The 23329-nt window shown below is 63.6% G+C and carries 18 protein-coding genes and 1 tRNA gene; 4 read left to right on the top strand and 15 right to left on the bottom strand.

Annotated features, from left to right (window positions below):
- The first annotated feature begins 47 nt into the window (after positions 1 to 47).
- From ASB57_RS16635 to ASB57_RS16645, 3 genes are all read left to right on the top strand, one after another.
- The gene (locus tag ASB57_RS16635) at positions 48 to 1907 is read left to right on the top strand and encodes a choice-of-anchor tandem repeat GloVer-containing protein (RefSeq protein WP_156414192.1); all 1860 of its coding nucleotides are present in this window, start codon (positions 48 to 50) and stop codon (positions 1905 to 1907) included.
- Between the two features lie 289 nt (positions 1908 to 2196).
- Positions 2197 to 2799, top strand: a complete 603-nt coding sequence (locus ASB57_RS16640; RefSeq protein ID WP_057653233.1) for a Fur family transcriptional regulator — start codon at positions 2197 to 2199, stop codon at positions 2797 to 2799.
- A 293-nt stretch (positions 2800 to 3092) separates the two neighbouring features.
- The gene (locus ASB57_RS16645; RefSeq protein ID WP_057653234.1) at positions 3093 to 4028 is read left to right on the top strand and encodes an LD-carboxypeptidase; all 936 of its coding nucleotides are present in this window, start codon (positions 3093 to 3095) and stop codon (positions 4026 to 4028) included.
- Between the two features lie 109 nt (positions 4029 to 4137).
- Here the strand turns inward: ASB57_RS16645 and ASB57_RS16650 are convergent.
- From ASB57_RS16650 to ppk1, 11 genes are all read right to left on the bottom strand, one after another.
- Positions 4138 to 4214: transfer RNA gene (locus ASB57_RS16650), tRNA-Pro, on the bottom strand.
- A 152-nt stretch (positions 4215 to 4366) separates the two neighbouring features.
- Positions 4367 to 5335 (bottom strand): OmpA family protein, encoded by a 969-nt coding sequence (locus ASB57_RS16655; RefSeq protein WP_057653235.1) that lies wholly within the window; start codon positions 5333 to 5335, stop codon positions 4367 to 4369.
- A gap of 11 nt (positions 5336 to 5346) precedes the next feature.
- Positions 5347 to 6222: a phosphodiesterase gene (locus ASB57_RS16660; protein ID WP_057656209.1), complete on the bottom strand. Its 876-nt coding sequence runs from the start codon at positions 6220 to 6222 to the stop codon at positions 5347 to 5349.
- A gap of 8 nt (positions 6223 to 6230) precedes the next feature.
- On the bottom strand, positions 6231 to 7547 hold the full coding sequence (locus ASB57_RS16665) for an MFS transporter (RefSeq protein ID WP_057653236.1): 1317 nt from the start codon (positions 7545 to 7547) through the stop codon (positions 6231 to 6233).
- Positions 7548 to 7718: 171 nt separating this feature from the next.
- Positions 7719 to 8591 (bottom strand): OmpA family protein, encoded by an 873-nt coding sequence (locus ASB57_RS16670; RefSeq protein ID WP_057653237.1) that lies wholly within the window; start codon positions 8589 to 8591, stop codon positions 7719 to 7721.
- 23 nt (positions 8592 to 8614) lie between these two features.
- Positions 8615 to 9604 carry a motility protein A gene (locus ASB57_RS16675; protein ID WP_197424738.1) on the bottom strand — a complete coding sequence of 330 codons (990 nt, stop codon included), beginning with the start codon at positions 9602 to 9604 and terminating at the stop codon, positions 8615 to 8617.
- A 307-nt stretch (positions 9605 to 9911) separates the two neighbouring features.
- The gene (pstB, locus tag ASB57_RS16680; protein WP_057653238.1) at positions 9912 to 10685 is read right to left on the bottom strand and encodes a phosphate ABC transporter ATP-binding protein PstB; all 774 of its coding nucleotides are present in this window, start codon (positions 10683 to 10685) and stop codon (positions 9912 to 9914) included.
- Between the two features lie 56 nt (positions 10686 to 10741).
- Entirely contained in the window at positions 10742 to 11599 is an 858-nt protein-coding gene (gene pstA, locus ASB57_RS16685; RefSeq protein ID WP_082621663.1) for a phosphate ABC transporter permease PstA, read from the bottom strand.
- A 13-nt stretch (positions 11600 to 11612) separates the two neighbouring features.
- Positions 11613 to 12629 (bottom strand): phosphate ABC transporter permease subunit PstC, encoded by a 1017-nt coding sequence (pstC, locus tag ASB57_RS16690; protein WP_057653239.1) that lies wholly within the window; start codon positions 12627 to 12629, stop codon positions 11613 to 11615.
- Positions 12630 to 12773: 144 nt separating this feature from the next.
- Complete coding sequence (pstS, locus tag ASB57_RS16695; RefSeq protein ID WP_057653240.1) at positions 12774 to 13808, bottom strand: phosphate ABC transporter substrate-binding protein PstS; 1035 nt, start codon at positions 13806 to 13808, stop codon at positions 12774 to 12776.
- Positions 13809 to 14090: 282 nt separating this feature from the next.
- Positions 14091 to 16160: a polyphosphate kinase 1 gene (gene ppk1, locus ASB57_RS16700; RefSeq protein ID WP_057653241.1), complete on the bottom strand. Its 2070-nt coding sequence runs from the start codon at positions 16158 to 16160 to the stop codon at positions 14091 to 14093.
- Between the two features lie 250 nt (positions 16161 to 16410).
- Between ppk1 and ppx the strand changes: the two genes are divergently transcribed.
- Positions 16411 to 17898 carry an exopolyphosphatase gene (gene ppx, locus ASB57_RS16705; RefSeq protein ID WP_057656211.1) on the top strand — a complete coding sequence of 496 codons (1488 nt, stop codon included), beginning with the start codon at positions 16411 to 16413 and terminating at the stop codon, positions 17896 to 17898.
- A gap of 105 nt (positions 17899 to 18003) precedes the next feature.
- Here ppx and ASB57_RS16710 read toward each other — a convergent pair whose 3' ends face one another.
- From ASB57_RS16710 to ftsH, 4 genes are all read right to left on the bottom strand, one after another.
- Positions 18004 to 18852 (bottom strand): GNAT family N-acetyltransferase, encoded by an 849-nt coding sequence (locus ASB57_RS16710; protein ID WP_057653242.1) that lies wholly within the window; start codon positions 18850 to 18852, stop codon positions 18004 to 18006.
- A gap of 287 nt (positions 18853 to 19139) precedes the next feature.
- Positions 19140 to 20480 (bottom strand): phosphoglucosamine mutase, encoded by a 1341-nt coding sequence (glmM, locus tag ASB57_RS16715; protein WP_057653243.1) that lies wholly within the window; start codon positions 20478 to 20480, stop codon positions 19140 to 19142.
- Positions 20477 to 21316: a dihydropteroate synthase gene (folP, locus tag ASB57_RS16720; RefSeq protein ID WP_057653244.1), complete on the bottom strand. Its 840-nt coding sequence runs from the start codon at positions 21314 to 21316 to the stop codon at positions 20477 to 20479. The genes glmM and folP overlap by 4 nt, the downstream gene beginning before the upstream one ends.
- A 20-nt stretch (positions 21317 to 21336) precedes the next feature.
- On the bottom strand, positions 21337 to 23223 hold the full coding sequence (gene ftsH / locus ASB57_RS16725) for an ATP-dependent zinc metalloprotease FtsH (RefSeq protein ID WP_057653245.1): 1887 nt from the start codon (positions 23221 to 23223) through the stop codon (positions 21337 to 21339).
- Positions 23224 to 23329 lie beyond the last annotated feature (106 nt).

A 23329-nucleotide genomic window follows, 5' to 3' on the forward strand; every position in this document is an offset into this window, starting at 1 on the left:
GGGCAGGATCACCTCACCGTATTCCGAAGCGCCACTGGAGCTATTTCGTGCAACGTTCCCGTCTTCCCATCCTCGTCCCGCCCATGCTATTGCTGGCGGCAGCAGCCCTGAGCACATCCGCCTGGGCCGCGGATTATCAACCCACCGTGCTGGTCCGCTTCAGCGGTAGCGCGGCCGCGCCCGCGGGTGCATCGCCCATCACGCCGCCGCTGCTGAGTGCCGATGGCAAGCTGTACGGCGTCACCCAGACCGGCATGCCGGCCCTTGGCGCCTACGGCCAGTTGCCGCAGGGTACGGCGTACACCCTCGATCCCGCCACGGCGCTGTACAGCGCCGTGGCGCTGGGCGACTTCGGCCGCAACTACGGCAACCTCGTGCAACGCTCGGACGGCCTGATCTACGGCCGTACATCGGCGTCCATGTTCAATGCGTCGTCGTATTCGTCGACGCTCACCGGCGTGCCCGCGTTGCTGCGTATCGACAAGGGCGTGCCCACACCCATCGCGCCACGCGGGGCGGATCAGGTGCCGTTCTATACGACCAGCTTCCTGCCTGGCGGCAGCGCGGCGATCGATGCCAACGGAGTCATCTACTTCTCCGGCGGGTCTTCCAGCCTGTGGCGGATGAACGCAGACGAAAGCGTGCAGCAACTCGTCAACTTCCGGCTGCCGGCCTATCTCAAGGTGGTCCCGAACGGCACGCGTAGCACCACGTACTACACGAAGGGGGATGGCAGCGTGATTGCGTCGGTGTGGAGCACGACGGACCAGGCGCTGTACGGCATCACGTCGACCACCAGCGGCGTCGCCGGCGATCCCGACCTGGTGCCCTCCGGCGACAAGCCCGCGGGCACGCTGTTCCGCATCCGCGCGGCCGACATCAAGACGGACGGCGCCAGTACGGTGGAAGTACTGCACACCTTTGCGTCGGTACGCGATGGGCAACCCTTCACTGGCGACACGAACCAGACCGGATTGCTGGAGGATGGTGACTGGCTGTACGGCACCAGCTTCTATCACGGGCTGGGCACGACGGGTCAGATGATCGATGGCGGCAGCGTGTGGCGGATGCGCAAATCGGATCCATCCACCTTCCAGACGGTTCATCATTTCCGTTCGGATGCCGCGACCGATGGCACGGCTGACGGCGATGGCTCGTCGCCCTTCGGGCCCTTGGTGAAGGCGGCGGATGGAAACATCTACGGCACCACGGCGCGTGATGGCCGGGTCATGAACACGAAGACCGCGGCGGCCGCCAAGGCCGCCATCGGCGCGGGCGCCTTGTTCCGGATAAAGGTGGGCAGCGCGGCGGATCGCGCTGATGATGTGGTGGAAGTGCTGTACCGCTTCGATCCTGCTCGCGATGGGGCGCGACCGGTTGGCTTGACCGCCGGGCCCATCAAGAACAACGTGCAGAAGCTGTATGGGGCGACGCGCTATGGCGGTGGGGATGGCAATACGTATGACGGCAGCGACACGATTCCGGGGTATGGCACCGTGTACAGCGTCGACGTGAGCGTCCCGGCCGCGACCGTCAGCAGCCTGACGGCTTCCGCGTCGTCGGTGACGACGGGCGACCGCGTGACGCTCAGCTGGACCAGCACCAATGCCAGCGTGTGCCGCGCCAGCGGCGCGTGGACGGGCAGCAAGGCCGTTACCGGCAGCGAGGAGGTGACGCCCTTGGCGGGCAATAACGTCTACACGCTGCAATGCGAGACTGCCCAGGGCGAACAGAGCGCAACCCGGTCCGTCACCGTCAAAGCCACCACCGCGGTTTCGTCGAACACTGGCAGCAGCTACAACACCGGCGACCTCAAGGACGAAGGCGGCGGTGGCGGCGGCCCCATGAGCGAACTCCTGCTCGCCGTCCTCCTGGCCCTGTCCGTCTTCCACCGATGGAGAGCATGAGGGGCGGCGCCCCTCATATGCCCGCACACTCCCTTCATATCCCCGCACTCTCCCGCCAGAAGGCGTGAGGGCCCCGCCCCCACACCCCCGCGCAGCCCTCCTGCCGGAACGGTGAGAGCCCCTCGCCCACTTCGCGCCATGCGCGACGACGGGGAGCCGTGAGGGGCGCAGCCCCTCACGGCTCCCCCCTCCCGCGAGCGGGAGGCCACAAAACTCATTTGAAAAAGATGTAACCAACCCAGGGGTTTTGCCGTTCTCAAACGTCATACATATCAAGGAGCCCAACTAAATGAACGCTATTGAGAACGTGCCATCCGCCCAGGCCCGTGACCGCCTGCAATCGGTACGGTTGCGCGCCACCGCCCCTCGCCTGCAGGTCATGAAAGCCCTGCTCAGCCGCCCCCGCGACTGGTTTTCCGCGGAAACCCTGTACCGCGAGCTATTCACCCAGGCCTCCGCCGTCAGTCTTGGCACCCTGTACCGCAGCATGAACGACCTGGCCGGCCGCGGCCTGCTGCTGCGTCTGGTCGACGAAAACGGCAAGCGTTTCTTCCGCATGCGGGAAGACGACCATGCCCTGCACCGCATCGTCTGCAGCGAAACCGGCCGCCTGCTGGCCCTGACCGACGACATCTCGCCCGCCCACCTGGCCTGTGTGCTTCGCGGCAAAGGCCTGATGCTGGCCGAAGCCAGGCTGACCGTCCAGGTCACCTGCGTAGCGGAAGTCGAGGACACCCAATCCACCTTCGAAGACCCCGACCGCATCGCCGACGACCTGCCGGATGCCGACCTGGCCCACCGCATGCGCGAACGCGCCCTGCTGAACCGCCCCAACACCAGCCCGAACAACGGCCGCAAAAACCAAAAAGGGTTGGCTCAAAGTTTGAGCTAACCTTATGTGGCTCCTAATAATGACGACGTAGGAAGCAGCGGGCGAGGCACGCCGCAGGCACAATAGCGCGGGCCATCATTCCAAAATCCAGACACATGACGAAAGACCAGCCGCCAGTACATTCTGCACTCCCCGCCCGCAGGCGCATCCTCGGTGCAGGGATTTCACTGGGACTGGCAGGCATCCTGATGTCCGGGTGCGCCCCCGCGGTTCGGCGCGGGAGTAACGCGACCGTGCCATCGCTGGAGCCTTTGGCCCCGGCGCTACCGTCGCATACGGGGTATGCGGCTCCCGTGCCGGCTTACCGCGCCGGAAGCACGGTCGCCATCGTGGCGCCGGCATCGGCCGCCGCGGACGCGGCCGATGATGCCGCGATGTGGCTCCAAGCCCGCAATATACCGGTGCGGGTGATGCCGGCGGCGCGCACGCGCATGCCCGCTCCCTTCGACTACCTGGCCGGCACGGACGCCGCGCGGGTCCAGGACCTGCACGATGCCTTCGCCGCGCCTGACGTGGGCGCGGTCTGGTGCCTGCAAGGCGGCTTCGGGTCATGGCGCCTGCTGGACGCGCTGGACTATGACCTGCTGCGCCGCAACGCCAAACCCTTCATCGGCTACAGCGATATCACGGCGCTGCATCTGGCCATTCAGCGCCATGCGGGCTTCGTGACATTTCATGGGCCCATGCTGGGTCAGGATTTCCTTGCCGGGCGCGAACCGCCGACCGAAGCGGCGGTGTGGCGCATGATAAGCGGCGGCACCCAGCCGGGCGATCCGGTGGCGCCCCCACCTGCGCCTATGCTGACCCCACTCCTGCCCGGCCGGGCGTCAGGTCGGCTGGTGGGAGGCAACCTGTCGCTGGTGGCGGCGTTGATCGGTACGCCGCATGAAATCGACACGCGCGACGCCATCTTGTTTATCGAAGACGTAAACGAAGCGCCGCCCCGCATCGACCGCATGCTGTCGCAGCTTCGGGAAGCGGGCAAGTTCAAGGGTCTGCGCGGCGTACTGGCCGGCGATTTCACCCGATCTGGCGCCACCGACACGGACGAGCTGGAGCAGTTGGCCATTGCGACCTTGCTGCAGGTTTACTTCCAGGACCTGAACATTCCGGTAATCACGGGCTGGCCCAGCGGCCATGGCGATCCCAATCTGACATTACCGCTAGGCGCGCATGTCACGCTGGACCCGCTGCGAGGGTTGATACAAGAGCAGGCGGTGGTGATCTAGGGTCGCGTTGAGCGGGCGCAATTGCATCCCGGACAGGCGGCGAACGGAACCCCCCGCCCAATGACAAAAGGCCCCAATCTCTGAAGATTGAGGCCTTTTGCGGACTTATTGGTCGGGGCGGCGGGATTCGAACTCGCGACCCTCTGCTCCCAAAGCAGATGCGCTACCAGGCTGCGCTACGCCCCGAAGGTTGGCAAATATACCAGAACCCGGCACGTCAGGTTATCCACAGGGTGGAGGAAATTTCCTAAAACTGCTGTACCCGCAGCCAGATCTGGCCGGCCGATCCCCGGTCTCGGCATTCCCTCACAGATTCCACCAGGCGATCGCCCCGTCTATCACTCCTTCACCAACTCCACCCGCCGGTTCTTCGCCCGGCCCTGGTCGCTATCGTTGCTGGCCACCGGAGCCAGCGACGCCACGCCGTAAGCCTCCAGGCGCTTCGCATCGACCCCATACTGGCTGACCAGCGCCTTGACCACCGCGTCCGCCCGCTGCTGCGACAGGGTCCGGTTGTGCGCCAGCGCGCCTTCATTGTCGGTATGGCCGACCACATAGACCTTCAACGACGGGTTGTCCTTGAGCAGCTTGCCCATCTGGTCCAGCGACTCCTTGGAATCGCTCTTGATCTCGGCCTTGTCCGTGTCGAAATACACGCCATAGATCGCGACCTTGCCAGACTCATCCAATGCCTTCTGCATGGCCGTGGCATCGAGCACCTTCACCTGCCCCTGCTGCATGGCCTTGGTCTCCACCACCTGCTGATACACGGGGGTGATGTGATTGGAGTCGTCCTCCATGATGTCCAGGAACACGTAGACATCCCCGGCAGGCGCGGCCTTCTTGGCCAGCAAGCCGTAATACGTGCCGCCGAATGCGGCATCGCCCTGCCCGGCCCGGCGCACCTTGTCGCTGTTGATCACATAGCGCTGGAAATCCTCGCCGCATTGCTCATCGTTCTTGCACGCGAAGATCGTCTCGAAACCGCCGTCCTTCAAGGCCGCCTGGTAATTGCGATACACCTCCAGCGGCGACTTGCCGCCGCCGATACGGTAGCCGATGCGCGTCACCTTGCCCTCCAGCGACAAGGCCTGCACTTTGTCATCCCTGTCGATCTTCTGATTGGGCATCAGCGCTTCGTCGTAGTCCTGCACGCTATACGCATTGATCTGAGCCCCCGCAAAGCGCGACAGCATGGGGTGATCCTTGGAACCCGGAATGTCATCCGCCGCCCGCCCAGGCTGCGCCACCGCCAGCATCAGCGCACCGGCCACGGCCAGCGCCCACACCTTCGTCCTTGCCCGCATAGCAACCTCTCCTAGTCGATGAGCTTGCCATTATCGTGAAACGGATGTGGACCATCAAACTGGCCTATGGGCTTGAGGTGGCTGACCAGCCGACCATCCGGATCCATGGCATGTACCCGAAACGCCGGTGGCTCCAGCACCCATGCCGACTCGGCCTCGGGTTGCAGGTCCAGGCAGACCTGATGCGCCGGCGACGGGCAGATGCTGACGATGGTTCCACCGAAGCGCCGCTCGACAGGCCGATGCACATGGCCGCAGATGATCCGCTCCACATGCGGATGCCGCGCCACGATGCTTTCCAGTTCACGCGCGCCGGCCAGCAGGCCGATCTTGTCCATGTGTCCGATCATGGTCGCGAAGGGAGGATGATGCATGGCAATGACGGCAGGACGGCCGACGCAGCGCACCAGCTCCTGATCCAGCCACTCCAGCTGCGCGTCATCCAGCTCGCCATGGCTGTGCCCCGGCACGCTCGTATCCAGCGCAAGCAGCCGCAGCCCGCCGATGTCGACCGCGTAGTGGATGGTCCCCTCCCCGGCCAGGTACGCATGGCCGGGAAAGGCCGCCCGCAGTCCCTCGCGCGTGTCGTGATTGCCGGGCAGCAGATAAACCGGCGAGGTCAAGGGCGCGATCAACGCCGCCAGATGCGCATACTCCTCGGCACGGCCGAAATCGGTCAGATCCCCGGTCAGCACCACTGCCTCGGGCGCCTGCGGCAGCGCGTTGACCGCCGCCACCGCCGCACGCAGATAAGGCGCGGTCTCCAGGCGCCCGTAGGCCAGCCGGCCCGGCTCGCGTATATGCGGATCGGACAACTGCACGAATATCGTCGAGGGCGCTGGATTGGCCGCCGGTAGCGCTTGCGCGGACGTCAGCGCGGAATACATCGTCATGATCAAACCTTCCCTGCTTCAATATCTTCGAGTTTCGTTCCCCGCGTCTCCGGCGCCAGCAGCACCGTCACCGTCAGACCAAGCAGACCGATCAGCGCGAAGAACCACAAGGCCGCCGCATTGCCCCACCATGCAATGAAATTGGGAAATACCAGCACGCCAAGGATGGAACCGACCCGGCTGACCGCGGTGGCCAGGCCAGTGGCGCCGGCGCGTATGTCGGTCGGGAACAACTCCGTCGGGTAGACAAAATTCAGGATCCCGCCGCCAGCATTAGCGAACAGCACGGCGCAGCTGAACAGCACGACCAGAAACACAAATCCCGGATGCGCGTTCAGCGCCAGCACAACCAGGGCAGCGGTCAAGCCGCTGAACGAGGTGATCAGCAAAGGCCGCCGTCCCCAACGATCCACCAGCTGCATGCCGACCAGCGAACCTATCAGCCCCAGCATGGCCACGATGCCCGAGCCTACCAGCGTCCACGCATGCGAGCCCTGCGCGAAGGGCGAGATCAGGGTCGGCGTATACATGGCGATACCGTAATAGGCCGTCGCGTAGCAGAACCAGAAGCAGAACACGAATATGGTGCGGCGCTTCAGCCGAGGCGCGAACAGCTCGCCCAGCGCCACGGTCTTGCCCTGCCCGCCTGTCATCACCACGTCGGTCCCGGTGACCTGCCGCATGATGGCCTGCGCCTCGTCGACGCGGCCGCGCGACATCAGCCAGCGCGGCGACTCGGGCAAGGTAATGCGGAAGAAGAAAACAACGAGCGCAAATACGGCGCCCACAAGGAACATTACCCGCCACGCATTGTCACCAAGCGGCAGGCACGCGAGCCCCACCAGATAAGCGGCGAACGCGCCCACGAACCACATGGCGGCCAGGAACGTGCCATGGCGACCGCGGTGATGACGGGAGCTGAACTCCGCCACCAGGGTCGCTGAAATCGGATAATCGGCACCGATGCCCACCCCCAACAGGAAGCGAAAAGCGATCAGCTGCCAGACGTCCTGCGAGGCCGCCGTCGCGATCGCGAAGACCACGAACGCCATCAGGTCGACCACATACATCGCCTTGCGCCCGAAGCGGTCGGTCAGCCGGCCCAGCCACGCCGCGCCGATAAAGGACCCGATGATGGCGGACGACACCAGCAGGCTCTGCGTGCCGCCGCCCAGGTTCCATTGCTTGATCAGCATGGGCAGCGCCACCGCGATGATGGTCAGGTCGAAACCATCAAGAAAGGTGCCCCCCGCTGAAAGCAGCGTTACCTTGCGCTGAAAACGTTTTACTTCGGGACTGTCGAAACCATCGAAACTCATTTGCATCTCCTCCATTGGACGAGACCGTTAGAAGCAGCAATGAGCCCCGCCCCCTCAAATGTGACTTGTCATAGAAGCGCGTGCGGTTTCAAAAAGTGAGAAATTGCGCGGTTCTTAATGAAGAAAGGCATCCCGAAGGATGCCTTTGCCTGAACACACACACGACAACGCCTACTGTTCCGCCGGCGCCTTCGGATCGATACGCATGATCAGCTCCACCCGCCGATTCGCCGCCCGGCCGGCCGCCGTATCGTTGGCTTCCAGCGGCTTGGTGTCCGCATAGCCGATGGCGCGCAGGCGCATCGGGTCCACACCGTCCCGCACCAGTTCACGCAACACCGACGTGGCGCGGCTGGTCGACAGGTCCCAGTTCGACGCGAACTGGCGGGTCAGGATGGGAATATTGTCGCTATGCCCTTCCACCGACAGCGGATACTTGCTGTGGTTGATGACATCGGCCAGCTTCTTGATCAAGGGCACGCCTTCGGGGCTCAGGGTCGCCTGGCCAGACGTGAACAACAACTCATTGCTGATACGGAAGCTGACCGACTGGCGATTGATGGTCACGTTGACCGCCTTGCCCAGGTCCTTCAAACCCAGCTCTTCCGCGGTCGGCATCTTTACTGGTTCGGCCTTGGCCGGCTCCAGCGGATCGGTCGGCGCCGTCGTCGCCGGCACGGGATCGGGTTGCGTCGCCCACGCGGCCGGAATCACCGGCAGGTTCTTTTCCCAATCCTCGACGGGACGCGCCGGCAGCTTCGCCAGACTGACACCCGTCGCCACCTCGGGCGGCTTGACGGCCATGCCTGGCCCCAGGCGCGTCAATGCCAGCATGACGACGAACAAGGCCAGCAACAGCGTGATGAGATCCAGATACGTCATCAGCCAGTTGTCCGGCTCGCGGTCCAGCGTCTCCGGTACATGCCAGCGCTCATAGCGGTTGCGCCGTACGGACTTGGTCCGCTCGCGTTGCTGGCGCTCGACCGCCGCCTTGTTGCGGGCGGCGATGTCGATCCAGGACGCGCGGGATTGGGTAGTAGCCATGGAACTGACGAATAGGCTGGCGATCAGGACCGCGACGAGGCGCGATTACGCAGCGCCGCTTCGAACGTGGCCGCGGCTTGGGCCCGCGCATCCGGATTGCCGCGCGCGGCGCCGGCACCCGTGCCCGCGCCACCAGCCGGCACGGACGGCCGGGCGGAGCTCGTCGGCACGGAAGGCGCCGTACGGCTGGTGCTGGCGGTGCTCGCGGCGCCGCGGGCGCGCTTCTCGGCGCGGCCGGCGGGCTGTTCGCGAATCTCGTCCTCGACGTGCTCCATGAAGGAATTCAAGGTCTCGCGCACCATAGCCGGCCCCCGGCGCTCGCACATCATGGAGATGCCTTGCAGCACCATATTCATCAGGATCAAACGCTGCTCAGTGCGGCGCTCCAGCTTGATGGCGATGGGCTTGCAGATCAGGTTGGCGATCAGGATGCCGTAGAACGTGGCGATCAGCGCGATCCCCATCTGCTTGCCGATGATGTCCATGCCCTGCGAACCGAGCACGGTCATCAGATTGACCAGCCCGATCAAGGTGGCCAGCATGCCAAAGGCCGGCGCGAAGCTGGCCATGGTGCGGAACATCTGCGCTTCGGCCTGTTCACGCGCGCGCATGCGGGCAATGCGCCATTGCAGCAGTTCGACGATCTGCTCTTCCGGGGTGTTGTCGATGATCAACTGCACGCCGGTCCGCAGAAAGGGATTGGTGACCTTCTGCAATTCGCGCTCGACGTTGTGCACGTCCGAGCCGGCCCAGCTGTGCGCCAGGGTCACCAGCTCGTCGATGTCGCGCTGCGAGTCGAAGCGCTCGTTGCGGAAGACCGTGCGCAGCAGTTGCGGAATGCGGCGGATCTCGGCAATCGGATAACCGATGAACAAGGCGGCGATGGTGCCGCCCAGCACGATGCCCAGGCCGGGCAGGTTGACGAAGGCCAGGGCGCTGGGCGCCGAGCCGAAGATCGCGGCAGCCAGCATCGCCAGGGCAACGCCGATACCGATCAGGGTCGAGGAATTCATGAATACGGGCCGTTAAAATGGCGGCCGGACCAGGCCTCCGGGCCTGCCGGGTCCCGTGAGGAACACGAGACCTGGCCATTCTAGTCAGCCGCCCCGCCGTTCAAAGGCCACAAAAAAGGCCGGAATACCCCGATCAAAATGGCTTCAGCCCTTAATTGGGCGAAATCGTGGCCGTTAATTCATAGTTTGGCTGAATTGACGCGTCCCTATTTTCGGCCCAGGCCCCAGGCAAAAAAAAACGGCGCGATAGTCGCGCCGTTCTTCTGCCCGAGCCGGGTGCCAGTCGCCCGGCCCCCCTGCCCCATCCTCAGCCGAAGCGGCCGGTGATGTAGTCTTCCGTTTCCTTGCGCTTGGGCTTGACGAAGATCTGGTCGGTTTCGCCGAATTCCATCAATTCGCCCAGGTACATATAAGCCGTGTAGTCCGAGCAACGCGCCGCCTGCTGCATGTTGTGCGTCACGATGACCACGGTGTACTCGTTCTTCAGCTCGGCGATCAGCTCTTCCACCTTGGCGGTGGAGATCGGATCCAGGGCCGAGCAGGGCTCGTCCAGCAGCAGGACTTCCGGCTTGATCGCCACGCCGCGCGCGATGCACAGGCGTTGTTGCTGACCGCCCGACAGGCTGCTGCCGCTCTGGTGGATCTTGTCCTTGACCTCGTTCCACAGCGCCGCCTTGCTCAGCGCCCACTCCACGCGCTCGTCCATCTCGCCCTTGCTGAGCTTCTCGAACAGACGCACGCCGAAAGCGATGTTGTCGTAGATGCTCATGGGGAACGGCGTCGGCTTCTGGAACACCATGCCCACCTTGGCGCGGATCAGCGAGATATCCGTCTTGGTGGTCAGCAGGTTTTCGCCGTCGATGAGGATTTCGCCCTCGGCGCGTTGGCCCGGATACAGTTCGAACATGCGGTTGAAGGTCCGCAGCAGCGTCGACTTGCCGCAGCCCGACGGGCCGATGAAGGCGGTGACCTTCTTCTCGCGGATCGACATGTTCACGTTGCGAATCGCGTGGAACTTGCCGTAGTAGAAGTTCAGGTTCTTAACCTCGATCTTCGAGGCCAGGGTAGCGTTCTTTTCCATTTCGTTTCCCGAGTGCCGCGCCTCAGGCGCGGCAGTATGAGTTCAATACGCGCGGTTCAGTGCTTGCGGAACATATTGCGAGCGATGATGTTGATGGCCAGCACCACCAACGTGATCAGCGTCGCCCCGGCCCAGGCCAGGTTGTTCCATTCCTTGAACGGGCTGGCGGCGTATTGGTAGATCACCACCGGCAGATTCGACATCGGCGCGTTCATGTTCCAGGACATGAACTGGTTGGACAGCGCGGTAAACAGCAGCGGCGCGGTTTCACCGGAGATCCGGGCGATGGCCAGCAGGACGCCGGTCATGATGCCCGAGCGCGCGGCGCGGTAGCAGATCATGACGATCATGCGCCACTTGGGGCAGCCCAGGGCGGCGGTCGCCTCGCGCAGGCCGTTGGGCACCAGCAGCAACATGTTGTCGGTGGTGCGCACCACCACCGGGATCACCAGAATGGCCAGGGCGACCGAACCCGCCCAGCCGGAGTAGTGACCCACCTGCGCCACATACACGGCATAGATGAACAGGCCGATGATGATGGACGGCGCCGACAGCAGCACGTCGTTGAGGAAGCGCGTCGCCGGCGCCAGCCAGCCGCGCTGGCCGTATTCGGCCAGGTAGGTGCCGGCCAGGATGCCGATCGGCGTGCCGATCAAGGTGCCCATGCCCACCATCATCAAGCTGCCCAGGATGGCGTTGATCAGGCCGCCGGACGCGCCAGGAGGCGGCGTGATTTCGGTGAACAAGGTATAGGACAGAGCACCGCCGCCCTTGGCGAGCAAGGTGACGATGATCCAGAACAGCCAGAACAAACCGAACGCCAGCGCTGCCATGGACGCGGTCAACATGACCTTGTTCACCACATTGCGGCGACGGTAAATCGAGTTCTGCATATTGAGTACGGACGTGGCCATGGCTTTATGCTCCTCAGCTCTTCTTGCCTTCACTCTGCGACAGGCGCAGGAGCAGCATCTTGGACAGCGCCAGGACGATCGTGGTGATGATGAACAGCACCAGGCCCAGCTCCAGCAGCGCGGATTTCTGCAGACCGCCTGCTTCATTGAACTCGTTGGCCAGCGACGAGGCGATCGAGTTGCCGGGGGAGAACAGCGACCCGCTCCAGCGGAACGCGTTACCGATGACGAAGGTCACCGCCATGGTTTCACCGAGCGCGCGGCCCAGGCCCAGCATGACACCGCCGATGACGCCGTTCTTGGTGAAGGGCAGGACCACCTTCCACATCACTTCCCAGGTGGTGCTGCCCAGGCCGTAAGCGGACTCCTTCAGCATGGGGGGCACCAGCTCGAACACGTCGCGCATCACCGCGGTGATGAAGGGCGTGATCATGATGGACAGGATCAGGCCGGCGGTGAAGATGCCGATACCGAAGGGCGGGCCGGCGAACCAGCCACCGATCAGCGGCAGGCTGCCCAGCACTTCGATAAGGCCGGGCTGCACGTATTCCTGGAACACCGGAACGAAAACGAACAGGCCCCACATGCCGTAGATGATGGACGGGATGGCCGCCAGCATTTCCACCGCGGTGCCCAGCGGGCGGCGCAGCCAGCGCGGCGACAGTTCCGTCAGGAAGATGGCGATGCCGAAGGACACCGGCACGGCGATGACCAGCGCGATCGCCGAGGTCGCCAGCGTGCCCAGAATCGGCACCACGGCGCCGAAGTTCTGCTTGCCCGGGTCCCAATCATTGGTCCACAGGAAAGACAGGCCATATTTGGCCAGGGACTCACGACTGCCGTAGATCAGCGAGATGAGCACTGCCGCCAGCAGACTGAAAACCAGAAAGGCGAACAGGCGTGTGAGATTTCTGAATAGCGCATCCATCAGCGCGTTTGAATTTTGCTTCATGGGGGAAGGTGTGCCTTGGGCCGTAATACCCGGCTCGGCTGACGAGACCGGCACATTATTATCCATTACCGCGCTCATGGATGGGCTTTCCTTGCTTGTGGAGCGGGCCCGGACGCATTGCCCAGGCCCGTGATCTTTGGGGGATTGGCCATCCCCCTGGGCTGCTGCTTGGGTGACTGAGCCCCGGGGACGAATCGCCCGAGGCCCTGTCAACCTGGGGATTTACTCCCAGACAGCCTTGCCGTCGGCGCCCTTGATTTGCTTCCAGGAGGCGCGGATTTCGCTGGTGACGGCGTCAGGCAGCGGCACGTAGTCCAGCGCTTCGGCCGACTTGGCACCACCCTTGAAGGCCCAGTCGAAGAACGACAGCACGGCCTTGCCCTGCGCCGGCTTGTCCTGAACCTTGTGCACCAGGATGAAGGTGGCCGAGGTGACGGGCCACGAAGCGGCGCCCGGTTCGTCGGTCAGCACCACGCCCATGCCAGGCGCGCTCTTCCAGTCGGCGTTGGCGGCGGCAGCGGCGAAAGCCTTCTGTTCCGGCTGGACGAACTTGCCGTCCTTGTTCTGCAGCTGGGTCCAGGCCAGCTTGTTTTGCTTGGCGTAGGCGTATTCGACGTAGCCGATCGAGTTCTTCAGCTGGCCGACGTAGGCGGCGACGCCTTCGTTACCCTTGCCACCTTGACCGGTGGGCCACTTGACGGCCTTGCCTTCGCCGATCTCGGCCTTCCAGGAAGCCGACACCTTCGACAGGTAGTTGGTCCAGCCGAAAGTCGTGCCCGAGCCGTCCGAACGGTAGACGACGATGATGTCGGCCGAAGGCAGCTTGACGTCGGGGTTGAGCGACTTGATCTTGGCGTCATCCCACTTCTTGATCTTGCCTTGGAAGATGTCAGCCAGGACAGCGCCCGACAGCTTCAGCTGGCCGGCGGACACGCCGGACACGTTGACGACCGGCACCGTGCCGCCGATGACGGCGGGGAATTGCAGCAGGCCGTTCTTGTCCAGGTCTTCGCCCTTCATCGGATCATCCGAAGCGCCGAAATCGACGGTCTTGGCGATGATCTGTTGCTGGCCGCCGCCCGAACCGATCGACTGATAGTTCACGGCGTTGTTCGTGGCAGCCTTGTATTCCGAGGCCCACTTGGCGTAGACGGGATAGGGGAAGGACGCGCCGGCGCCGGTCACGTCGGCAGCCTGAACGGCGAAAACGGCGGCGCTCAGGGCGAAGCCAACGGAAATTTGCTTGAAGACACGCATCGTGGATTCCTTCTCGTGCTTGTTGGTGAAGTGCGGTGGACGTCCGAACCTGGCCGTCCTAAGTCACGGAAACGGATCTTACGGAGGCTATGTGACACGATAGTGACAGTCACATACTGGTCAAAAAGTGACGGGGACAGAGACTTAGCCCGACGATGGAGGGGGATGGCAACAAAACGCAATAGTTCTTACGGTGAGTCTGACCGGGAGCTGAATATTTCGCGCTATCCCCGTGGGGCAGTTGCCCGCCGGACAGGTGGCGCCCCGGGGGGGCGCCAGCCCTCATACGCCAAGCCGATCTATCAGGTATTGATGCAGCGAAAACGGCGCGCCACGGCTGCGCACCCGGGTGAAATTACCGTCCGGCTGCTGTTGCCAGGACAGCTGGTTATCGCGCAAGGCGTAGGTAAACGCTTCGTCGATCACCCGCTTTTTCAGCACCTTGTCGTTGACCGGGAAGGCGATTTCCACGCGCCGGAAGAAATTCCGGTCCATCCAGTCGGCGGAAGACAGGTAGACCGTCTCCTTGCCCTGGGCATGGAAGTAGAAAACCCGCGAATGCTCCAGGAACCGCCCGATCAGGGAACGCACGCGGATGTTTTCCGACAGGCCCGGCACACCAGAGCGCAGGGCGCATACCCCACGGATGATGAGGTCGATCTTCACCCCAGCCTGGCTGGCCTCGTACAGCTCCTGGATCACGCCCTCTTCCAGCAGCGAGTTCATCTTGGCCATGATGCGCGCCTTCTTGCCCTCGCGCGCGGCCTGGGCCTCGGCGCGGATCAGGGCGACCATGCTGTCGTGCATGGTGAAGGGCGATTGCAGCAGGGATTTCAGGCTGCGCCGCGCGCCCAGGCCGGTCAGCTGCGAGAACACCTTGTCCATGTCTTCGCACAAGGCCGCGTCCGCGGTCAGCAGGCCGAAATCCGTGTACAGCCTGGCCGTACGCGGATGGTAATTGCCGGTACCCAAGTGCGCGTAGCGGCGCAGGCGGCCTTTCTCGCGCCGCAGGACCAGCGCCATCTTGGCGTGCGTCTTGTGTCCCACCACGCCGTAGACCACGTGGGCGCCTACCTCTTCCAGCTTGGCGGCCCAGTTGATGTTGGTCTGCTCATCGAAGCGCGCCATCAACTCCACCACCACCGTCACTTCCTTGCCGGCCCGCGCCGCCGCCAGCAGGATCTGCATCAGCTCGGAATCTTCGCCGGTACGGTAGATGGTCTGCTTGATGGCCATCACCTCCGGATCCAGCGCCGCCGCCGTCAGGAAATCGATGACGGGCTGGAAGGACTGGTAAGGGTGATGCAACAGCTGGTCGCCCGCGGCGATGGCGTCGAACATCTCGCCCGGATCCAGCGACCGGTCGAACGGCGCCGGCACTGGCGCCCGATAGGTCGGAAACAGCAGGGAGGGCCGGTCGGCGACATTGCAGAGCTGCATCAGGCGCGACAGGTTCACCGGTCCATTGACCCGGTACGTGTCCTGCGGGCCGAGGGAAAACTCGCGCTGCAGAAAATGCTCCAGGTCCGGCGGCGTCAGCTTGTCGATCTCCAGCCGCACGGCCGAGCCGAAATTGCGCTGCGACAGCTCGCCTTGCAGGGCCAGGCGCAAGTTGGTCACTTCTTCTTCGTCGACGAACAGGTCGCTGTTGCGGGTCACGCGCCACTGGTAGCAGCCGGCCATCGTCATGCCGGGAAACAGCTCGCCGACGAAAGCGCGCATCAACGACGTCAGCAGCACATAGCTGTCCGGACGGCCCGACAGTTCGCTGGGCATGCGCAGCAGGCGCGGCAAGGCACGCGGCGCCTGCACGATGGCGATCGAGGCCTTGCGCCCGAAAGCGTCGGTCCCCGACAAAGGTACGATGAAGTTGAGGCTCTTGTTGTAGACGCGCGGGAAAGGATGAGCAGGGTCCAGGCCGATCGGCGTGAGCAGCGGCATGACATCGCGCGTGAACGTGGCGTGCGCCCACTGTTGTTGCGCTTCATTCCATTCCGACGCGTGATGCAAGGTGATGCCTTCGTGCTCCATGCGGGGCAGGATTTCATCGTTCAGCAGGTCGTACTGGCGCGCCACCAGGGCGTGGGTAGCTTCCTCCACCTTGGCGAAGGCCTCGGCCGGGGTCAGCCCGTCGCTGCCCACCAGATTGGGGGTCTGCAACTGCTGCGCCTTCAGGCTGGATATGCGGATCTCGAAGAATTCGTCCAGGTTGGAGCTGACGATACAGACGTAGCGCAGGCGCTCCAGCAGGGGAGTTTCCCGGTTCTCGGCCATGGCCAGAACACGTTCATTGAACTTGAGTAGCGACAGTTCGCGATTCAGGAACCAAGGCTCAACCGCTTTCTGAGTCATGCAGAGTCCGTTATGTTTATGCCAGTCGGGCGTTTATTCGGTAATCGGGGCCGGCAACACAAAAAGCCCCCTCCTTGGGGGCAGCTTGCGGTGAGCGCGCGGCGTGGGAATCGTTTTACTTCAATTTCGTGACAGTTCCATGACGAGCGAAATTAGAGTAACCAGAATTTCACACTAACGCCCGACCGCAGGGTTTGGTCATATTGAGTCTCTATAATGGAGCGCATCAATGTCTTTATTGCAGCGCCGCATGGATCATCTTCTAGCCGCCGTCGACCTCGGCTCCAACAGTTTCCGCCTGTCTATCGGCCGGGTCGCGCAGCAGGAGGGCTCTGAGCAGATCTATCAGATCGACCGCCTGAAAGAGACCGTGCGCCTGGCCGCCGGCCTGGACGCCGACAAGCGCCTGTCCCCGGAAGCCATCGACCGCGCCGTCGCCGTCCTGGAACGTTTCGGGGAACGGCTGCGCAGCTTCCACCCGAACCGGGTCCGCGCCGTCGCCACCAACACCTTCCGCGTCGCCCGCAATACCGCCGACTTCCTGCCCCGCGCCGAAGCCGCGCTGGGCTTCCCCATCGAAGTCATCGCCGGCCGGGAAGAAGCCCGCCTGATTTTCTCGGGGGTGGTCCATACCCTGCCCCCTTCGGCCAATAAACGGCTGGTCATCGACATCGGCGGCGGCTCCACGGAAGTCATCATCGGCAAGGGCTTCGAGCCTGGCCTGATGTCCTCCCTGTATATGGGCTGCGTCAGCTTCAGCCGCCAGTTCTTCCAGGATGGCGTGGTCGACGCGCACCAGATGAAGCAGGCCGAGCTGGCCGCCCGGCGCGAAATCGAAGTGATCGCCAAGCAATACCGCAAGATGGGCTGGAAAGAAGTCTACGGCTCTTCCGGCACCGCCAAGGCGCTATTTGCCATCCTCACGGAATGTGGTTTCTCCAAGACTGGCATCACACGCGTCGGTTTGAACAAGCTGAAGGACCGCATCATCCGCTCCGGGCGCGTCATCCCCTCGGAGCTGCCCGGCATCAAGACCGAACGGTCCGACGTGCTCCCGGGCGGCCTGGCCATCATGAGCGCCCTCTTCGATGAACTGAACATCGACGTCATGTACACCGGCGACGGCGCCCTGCGCCTGGGGGTGTTGTACGACCTGCTGGGCCGTGACGACGAGCACGACAAGCGCGATGAATCGGTGCGCCAGTTCATGCGCCGCTATCACATCGACCTGAACCAGGCGGCGCGGGTCCGCCGCTGTGCCCTGGCGCTGTTCTCGGGCCTGACCTCGCCGGACAGCGAGCGTGGCGAACTGAAGCATCTGCTGGGCTGGGCCGCGGATCTGCACGAAGTGGGTCTGTCGATCGCCCACAACGATTACCACAAGCATTCGGCCTACGTGCTGGGCAATGCGGACATGCCGGGCTTCTCCCGCGCCGACCAGCAAGTGATGGCCATGCTGGCGCTTGGCCACCAGGGCAAGCTGGCCAAGCTGGAACCCCTGGTACGCACGCGTGATCAATGGCTGGCGGTGCTGTGCCTGCGTCTGGCGGTATTGCTGCTGCGCCGGCGGGAAGACCTGCCCACGCTCCCCCTGACCCTGTCGGTGCGGGAGAAATCCATCGTGATCCGTGTCGACAATGAATGGCTGGCCGCTCACCCGCTCAGCGACTTCACCCTGCACGCCGAAGAATCAGAATGGCGCAAAGTAGGTTTCTCGTTCGAGCTGCTTGAGCTTTAAACGAAATTGGCGGGTGGCCCGCCTTACGAGCCGGATCTTCATTCTTCTGAGGGTTCGGCGCATCGTTTTTCCTGATAGAGGATGAATGCCGCCGAACCTCGGCGGCTAGGCCACCTTGCGCGCCTGGCCTTGGGCCGGGGCGGCTTGTTCCGCCGCCGCGGTCGCCGGCATGGCCGGCAAGCCGAAGTGACGGCGATAACGCTCGTCCATGGCGTCCATGTCCAGCAGCACCGGGAAATCCGCCGCATTGAAGTCAGGATCCCACGCCGGTTCGCCACAGATCTTGGCGCCCAGTTTCAGGTAACCCTTGATCAGCGGCGGCACGCGCGCCGGCAGCGTGGTGCTGTTGAGTTTTTCCACCGGGTAGCGGTGCAGCGGATGCACGCGCGGCAGGGCCTCGTCCTTCATGTGGGGAGCGACGGCGCGCCAGACCTCGGCGGCGGTGACGCCGTCATCGCGCAGGCTGACACTGGCGCAACCCAGCAGATAGCGGTAGCCGCCGCGACGCATGTATTCCGCCACGCCGGTCCACAGCAGCATGATGACCGAGCCGCTGCGATGATCGGGGTGGGTGCAGGACCGGCCAGCCTCGACCAGCTGGTCGCGCAGCGGGCCGAGCCCGGTTAGATCGAATTCGGAAGCCGAGTAATACCCGCCCGCTTCGCGCGCTTTCTCCGGCGTGAGCAGGCGATAGGTACCAACCACGCGGCCGGTATCCAGCTCCTGCACCATCAGATGTTCACACCAGGGATCGAAACGATCCTGGTCGATGCCATCCTGGGCGTCCGGGAAAACGGCGCCCATGTCCTCGGTGAAGACACGGTAGCGCAGCCGTTGTATTTCCTCGATTTCTTCCGTCGTACGAGCGAGGCCGACAACTAATCCCGTCGTCGCGGGACCGGACCAGGCTTCCGCCGTGGTGCGATCGGATTCGATACGAACTAGTTCGAGCATTTGGGCCAACTCCTAGGTGTCCGCATAGTGTGGACGCCTTATATGTCAGGTAATTGACCGATATGTTACGTGACTGTTAAGTCTCGCGGCGTGCTCTGCAGGCTCGCTTTTACGGCTTCTTACCTGAAAAGAATAAGTCTTCAGTAATGACGGGGGATTAAGTCGTTTTCACGACTTCTGATAAAAAACTTGTCACAGAATGCTGAAAGCCCGGCAAAAATTCGCCAGGCTTCCAGTCGAAAACAGGTCATCCCCCTCTACGACGACCCGATTTCGACTCTAGATACTTAACCCGCCAGCGAAGCCGCAAGCAGCTCCGCGCTGGCTCGCGCCACCGTGGCGTCTTCCGCCTCAACCATCAGGCGCAGCTTCGGCTCGGTGCCCGATGCGCGGATCAGCACGCGGCCGCGGCCGGCCAGACGCGTCTCGACGTCGGTACGAGCCTGGGCCAGGCCCGCATGGGTTTTCCAGTCGACACCGGGGCTCAACGGCACGTTGATCATTTCCTGCGGATACATGCGCAGATCGGCCACCCAGTCGGCCAAGGTCGTCGTATTGCGCCGCAGGGCCGTCAGCACTTGCAGCGCGGCGATGATGCCGTCGCCGGTGGTGTGGCAGTCCAGGCAGATCAGGTGGCCCGAGCTTTCGCCGCCGTAGAGCCAGCCGCGCGCCTGCATCTGCTCCAGCACATAGCGGTCGCCCACCGCGGCGCGCTCGAAGCCGACACCCAGCGTCTGCAGCTGGCGCTCCAGGCCGTAGTTGGTCATCAGCGTGCCGACCACACCCGCCACCTGCGTCTGCTGCATGCGCGCGCGCACGATCGCGTACAGCAGCTCGTCGCCGTTGTAGATGCGGCCGTCACCGTCAACCATCTGCAGACGGTCGGCGTCGCCATCCAGCGCGATGCCCAGGTGGGCGCCGCGGGCACGCACTTCGTCCGCCAGGGACTCGGGGTGCATGGCGCCCACGCCCTTGTTGATGTTGAAGCCATCCGGCTGCACGCCGATGGCATGGACTTCGGCGCCCAATTCCCGGAAGACGTGGGGGGCGATGTGATACGCCGCGCCATGGGCCGCGTCCACCACGATCTTCAGGCCCTTGAGGTCCAGGTCGTTGGGGAAGGTGCTCTTGCAGAATTCGATGTAGCGGCCGGCGGCATCTTCGATGCGGCGCGCGCGGCCCAGCGCTTCGGAGCCCACGCAGCCGAGCGGCTCGTCGATGGCGGCTTCGATGGCGCTTTCCACTTCATCGGGCAGCTTCATGCCGCCGGCGGAGAAGAACTTGATGCCGTTGTCTTCGAAAGGATTGTGCGAAGCGCTGATGACGATGCCGGCCTTCAGACGCAACGTGCGGGTCAGATAGGCGACCGCCGGGGTCGGCACGGGGCCAGCCAGCAACGTGTCGACGCCAGCCGCCGACAGGCCCGCTTCCAGGGCGGATTCCAGCATGTAGCCGGAGATACGCGTGTCCTTGCCTATGAGCACCTTGGGACGCCCGGAGGTAGAGGATTCGCCCGCCAGCACGCGACCTGCCGCGTAGCCCAGCCGCAGCGCGAATTCCGCGTTGATGACCGGGCCACCGACCTCGCCCCGCACGCCGTCGGTACCAAAATATTTACGTTGACTCACGTCGTCGCTCCCTGTTCAACAGCTTGCCAAACCTTTAAGGCATCCACGGTTTCCTGCACATCGTGCACGCGCACGATGGCGGCGCCTCGCGCCACACAGGCCAGCGCGCCGGCGATGCTGCCGGCGAGCCTGTCGCCAACCTGGCGCCCTGTGATGTTGCCTATCATGGACTTGCGGGAAAGACCTACCAAAAGGGGATAGCTCGATACACGCAGGCTGGCCAGCCTGCGCAATAAAAGATAGTTTTGCTCGGTGGACTTGCCGAAACCGAAGCCCGGATCCAGCACGATGCGACGCGGGTCGATCCAGGCGGCCCGCAGCTTCTGCGCGCGCGCGCCCAGGAACAGCCCGACTTCGCCCAGCAGGTCCGTATACGTCGTATCGTCCTGCATGGTGCGCGGTTCACCTTTCATGTGCATGACGCACAGGCCGGCACGCGTGTTGGCCACGGCCTCGATCGCGCCCGGCATGCGGAAACCGTAGATGTCGTTGATCATGTCGGCGCCGGCGTCCAGCACCGCGCGCATCACGCCAGGCTTATAGGTGTCGATCGACAGCGGCACGCCGCAATCGCGCAAACCTTCGACCACGGGCAGCAGGCGGGCGAGTTCGTCCTGTTCGGACACCTCGGGCGCCCCGGGACGGGTGGACTCACCACCAAGATCAAGAATGCTGGCGCCATCGGCAATCAGCTTGTGCGCGTGTGCGATGGCGGAATCAGGATCGTCGTGCGCGCCGCCATCGGAAAACGAATCGGGCGTGGTATTGACGATGCCCATGACCAGCGGGCGCTCAAGGTCGAACTCGAAGCGCCCGCACAAAAAGTTGTTGGCCATAGTCTAGAAAAGAACCACCCTCAAACCGCCGCGGCGGTATTGCCGCCGGTTGCCAGACCGCTGGGCGGCGTGTCGGCGGAATCCGACGGACCCTGGGGGGTCTTGGGAGGACGGGGGGGACGACCGTTGATGATGTCGTCGATCTGGTCGGCGTCGATGGTTTCCCATTCGAGCAGCGCGGCCGTCATGGCCTCGACCTTGTCACGGTTGTCTTCCAGGATCTTGCGAGCGACGCCGTACTGCTCGTCGATGATCTTGCGGATCGAGGAGTCAACCTTCTGCATGGTCGCTTCCGACACATGCGTGGTCTTGGTGACGCTGCGGCCCAGGAAGACTTCGCCTTCGTTTTCCGCATACACCATGGGACCCAGCTCGTCGGTCATCCCGTAGCGGGTGACGATGTCGCGGGCGATGGCGGTGGCGCGTTCGAAGTCATTCGAAGCACCGGTCGTCATCTGGTCCATGAAAAGTTCTTCGGCGATACGGCCACCGAACAACACGGCGATGGTGCTGAGCAGGCGCAGCTTGTCCATGCTGTAGCGGTCGGTTTCCGGCAACTGCATGGTCACACCCAGCGCGCGACCGCGCGGGATGATGGTGACCTTGTGCACCGGATCCGTCTTGGGCAGCAGGCGCGCGACAATGGCGTGGCCGGACTCGTGGTACGCGGTGTTCTTGCGCTCTTCCTCGGGCATCACGATGGAGCGGCGTTCCGCGCCCATGATGATCTTGTCCTTGGCTTTTTCGAAGTCCGACATGTCGACCGTACGGCCGTTGCGGCGGGCAGCGAACAGCGCGGCTTCATTGACCAGGTTGGCCAGGTCGGCGCCCGAGAAACCAGGGGTACCGCGGGCCAGCACCGACGCGTCGACGTTAGGCGACAGCGGCACTTTGCGCATGTGAACCTTGAGGATCTGGTCGCGACCGCGGATGTCCGGCAGCGGCACCACGACCTGGCGGTCGAAGCGGCCCGGACGCAGCAAGGCGGGATCCAGCACATCGGGACGGTTGGTGGCGGCGATGACGATGACGCCCTGGCCCGACTCGAAGCCGTCCATTTCCACCAGCATCTGGTTCAGGGTCTGTTCGCGTTCGTCGTTGCCACCGCCCAGGCCGGCGCCACGCTGACGGCCAACCGCGTCGATTTCATCGATGAAGATGATGCACGGCGCATGCTTCTTGGCATTTTCGAACATGTCGCGCACGCGGGCCGCGCCCACGCCGACGAACATTTCAACGAAGTCGGAACCCGAGATGCTGAAGAACGGCACCTTGGCTTCGCCCGCGATGGCCTTGGCCAGCAGCGTCTTACCGGTACCCGGCGAACCCACCATCAGCACGCCACGGGGAATACGGCCACCCAGCTTCTGGAACTTGCTGGGGTCGCGCAGGAAGTCCACCAGTTCCTGCACATCTTCCTTGGCCTCGTCGCAACCGGCGACGTCCGAGAAAGTGATCTGGTTGGTATTCTCATCCAGCATGCGCGCACGCGACTTGCCGAAGCTGAACGCACCGCCACGGCCACCGCCCTGCATCTGGCGCATGAAGAAGATCCAGACGCCGATCAACAACAGCATCGGGAACCAGGACACGAAGATGTTCATCAGCAAGGACTGCTCTTCGCGAGCCTTGCCGGAGACCTGCACACCGTATTTCAGCAGATCGGAGACCATCCAGATGTCGCCGGGCGACGTCAGCGTATACGGGCGACCCGCGTCAGGCGTTACGTACAGCACCTCGCCTTGCACGTCCACCTTGCGGATGCGGCCACCTTTGGCATCATCCATGAACTGCGTATAACTGACGCCATCCTGGGATTGGGTGCGTCCGTCGAACTGCTTGAATACCGTGAACAGCACAAGTGCGATCACCATCCAGACCGCGACTTTCGAAAATGAATTGTTCAAGGCGAATCTCCTGCTTTCGATTCTGACCTGTGGCCGCGGCAAATATGCCTTAGGGCACAACCACAAGTATGTCAATAGCCATTCTACCCCGTGGCGGGGATGCGTG

Origin of the sequence: Bordetella sp. N (genome assembly GCF_001433395.1) — a bacterium.
Classification (GTDB): Bacteria; Pseudomonadota; Gammaproteobacteria; order Burkholderiales; family Burkholderiaceae_B; genus Bordetella_C.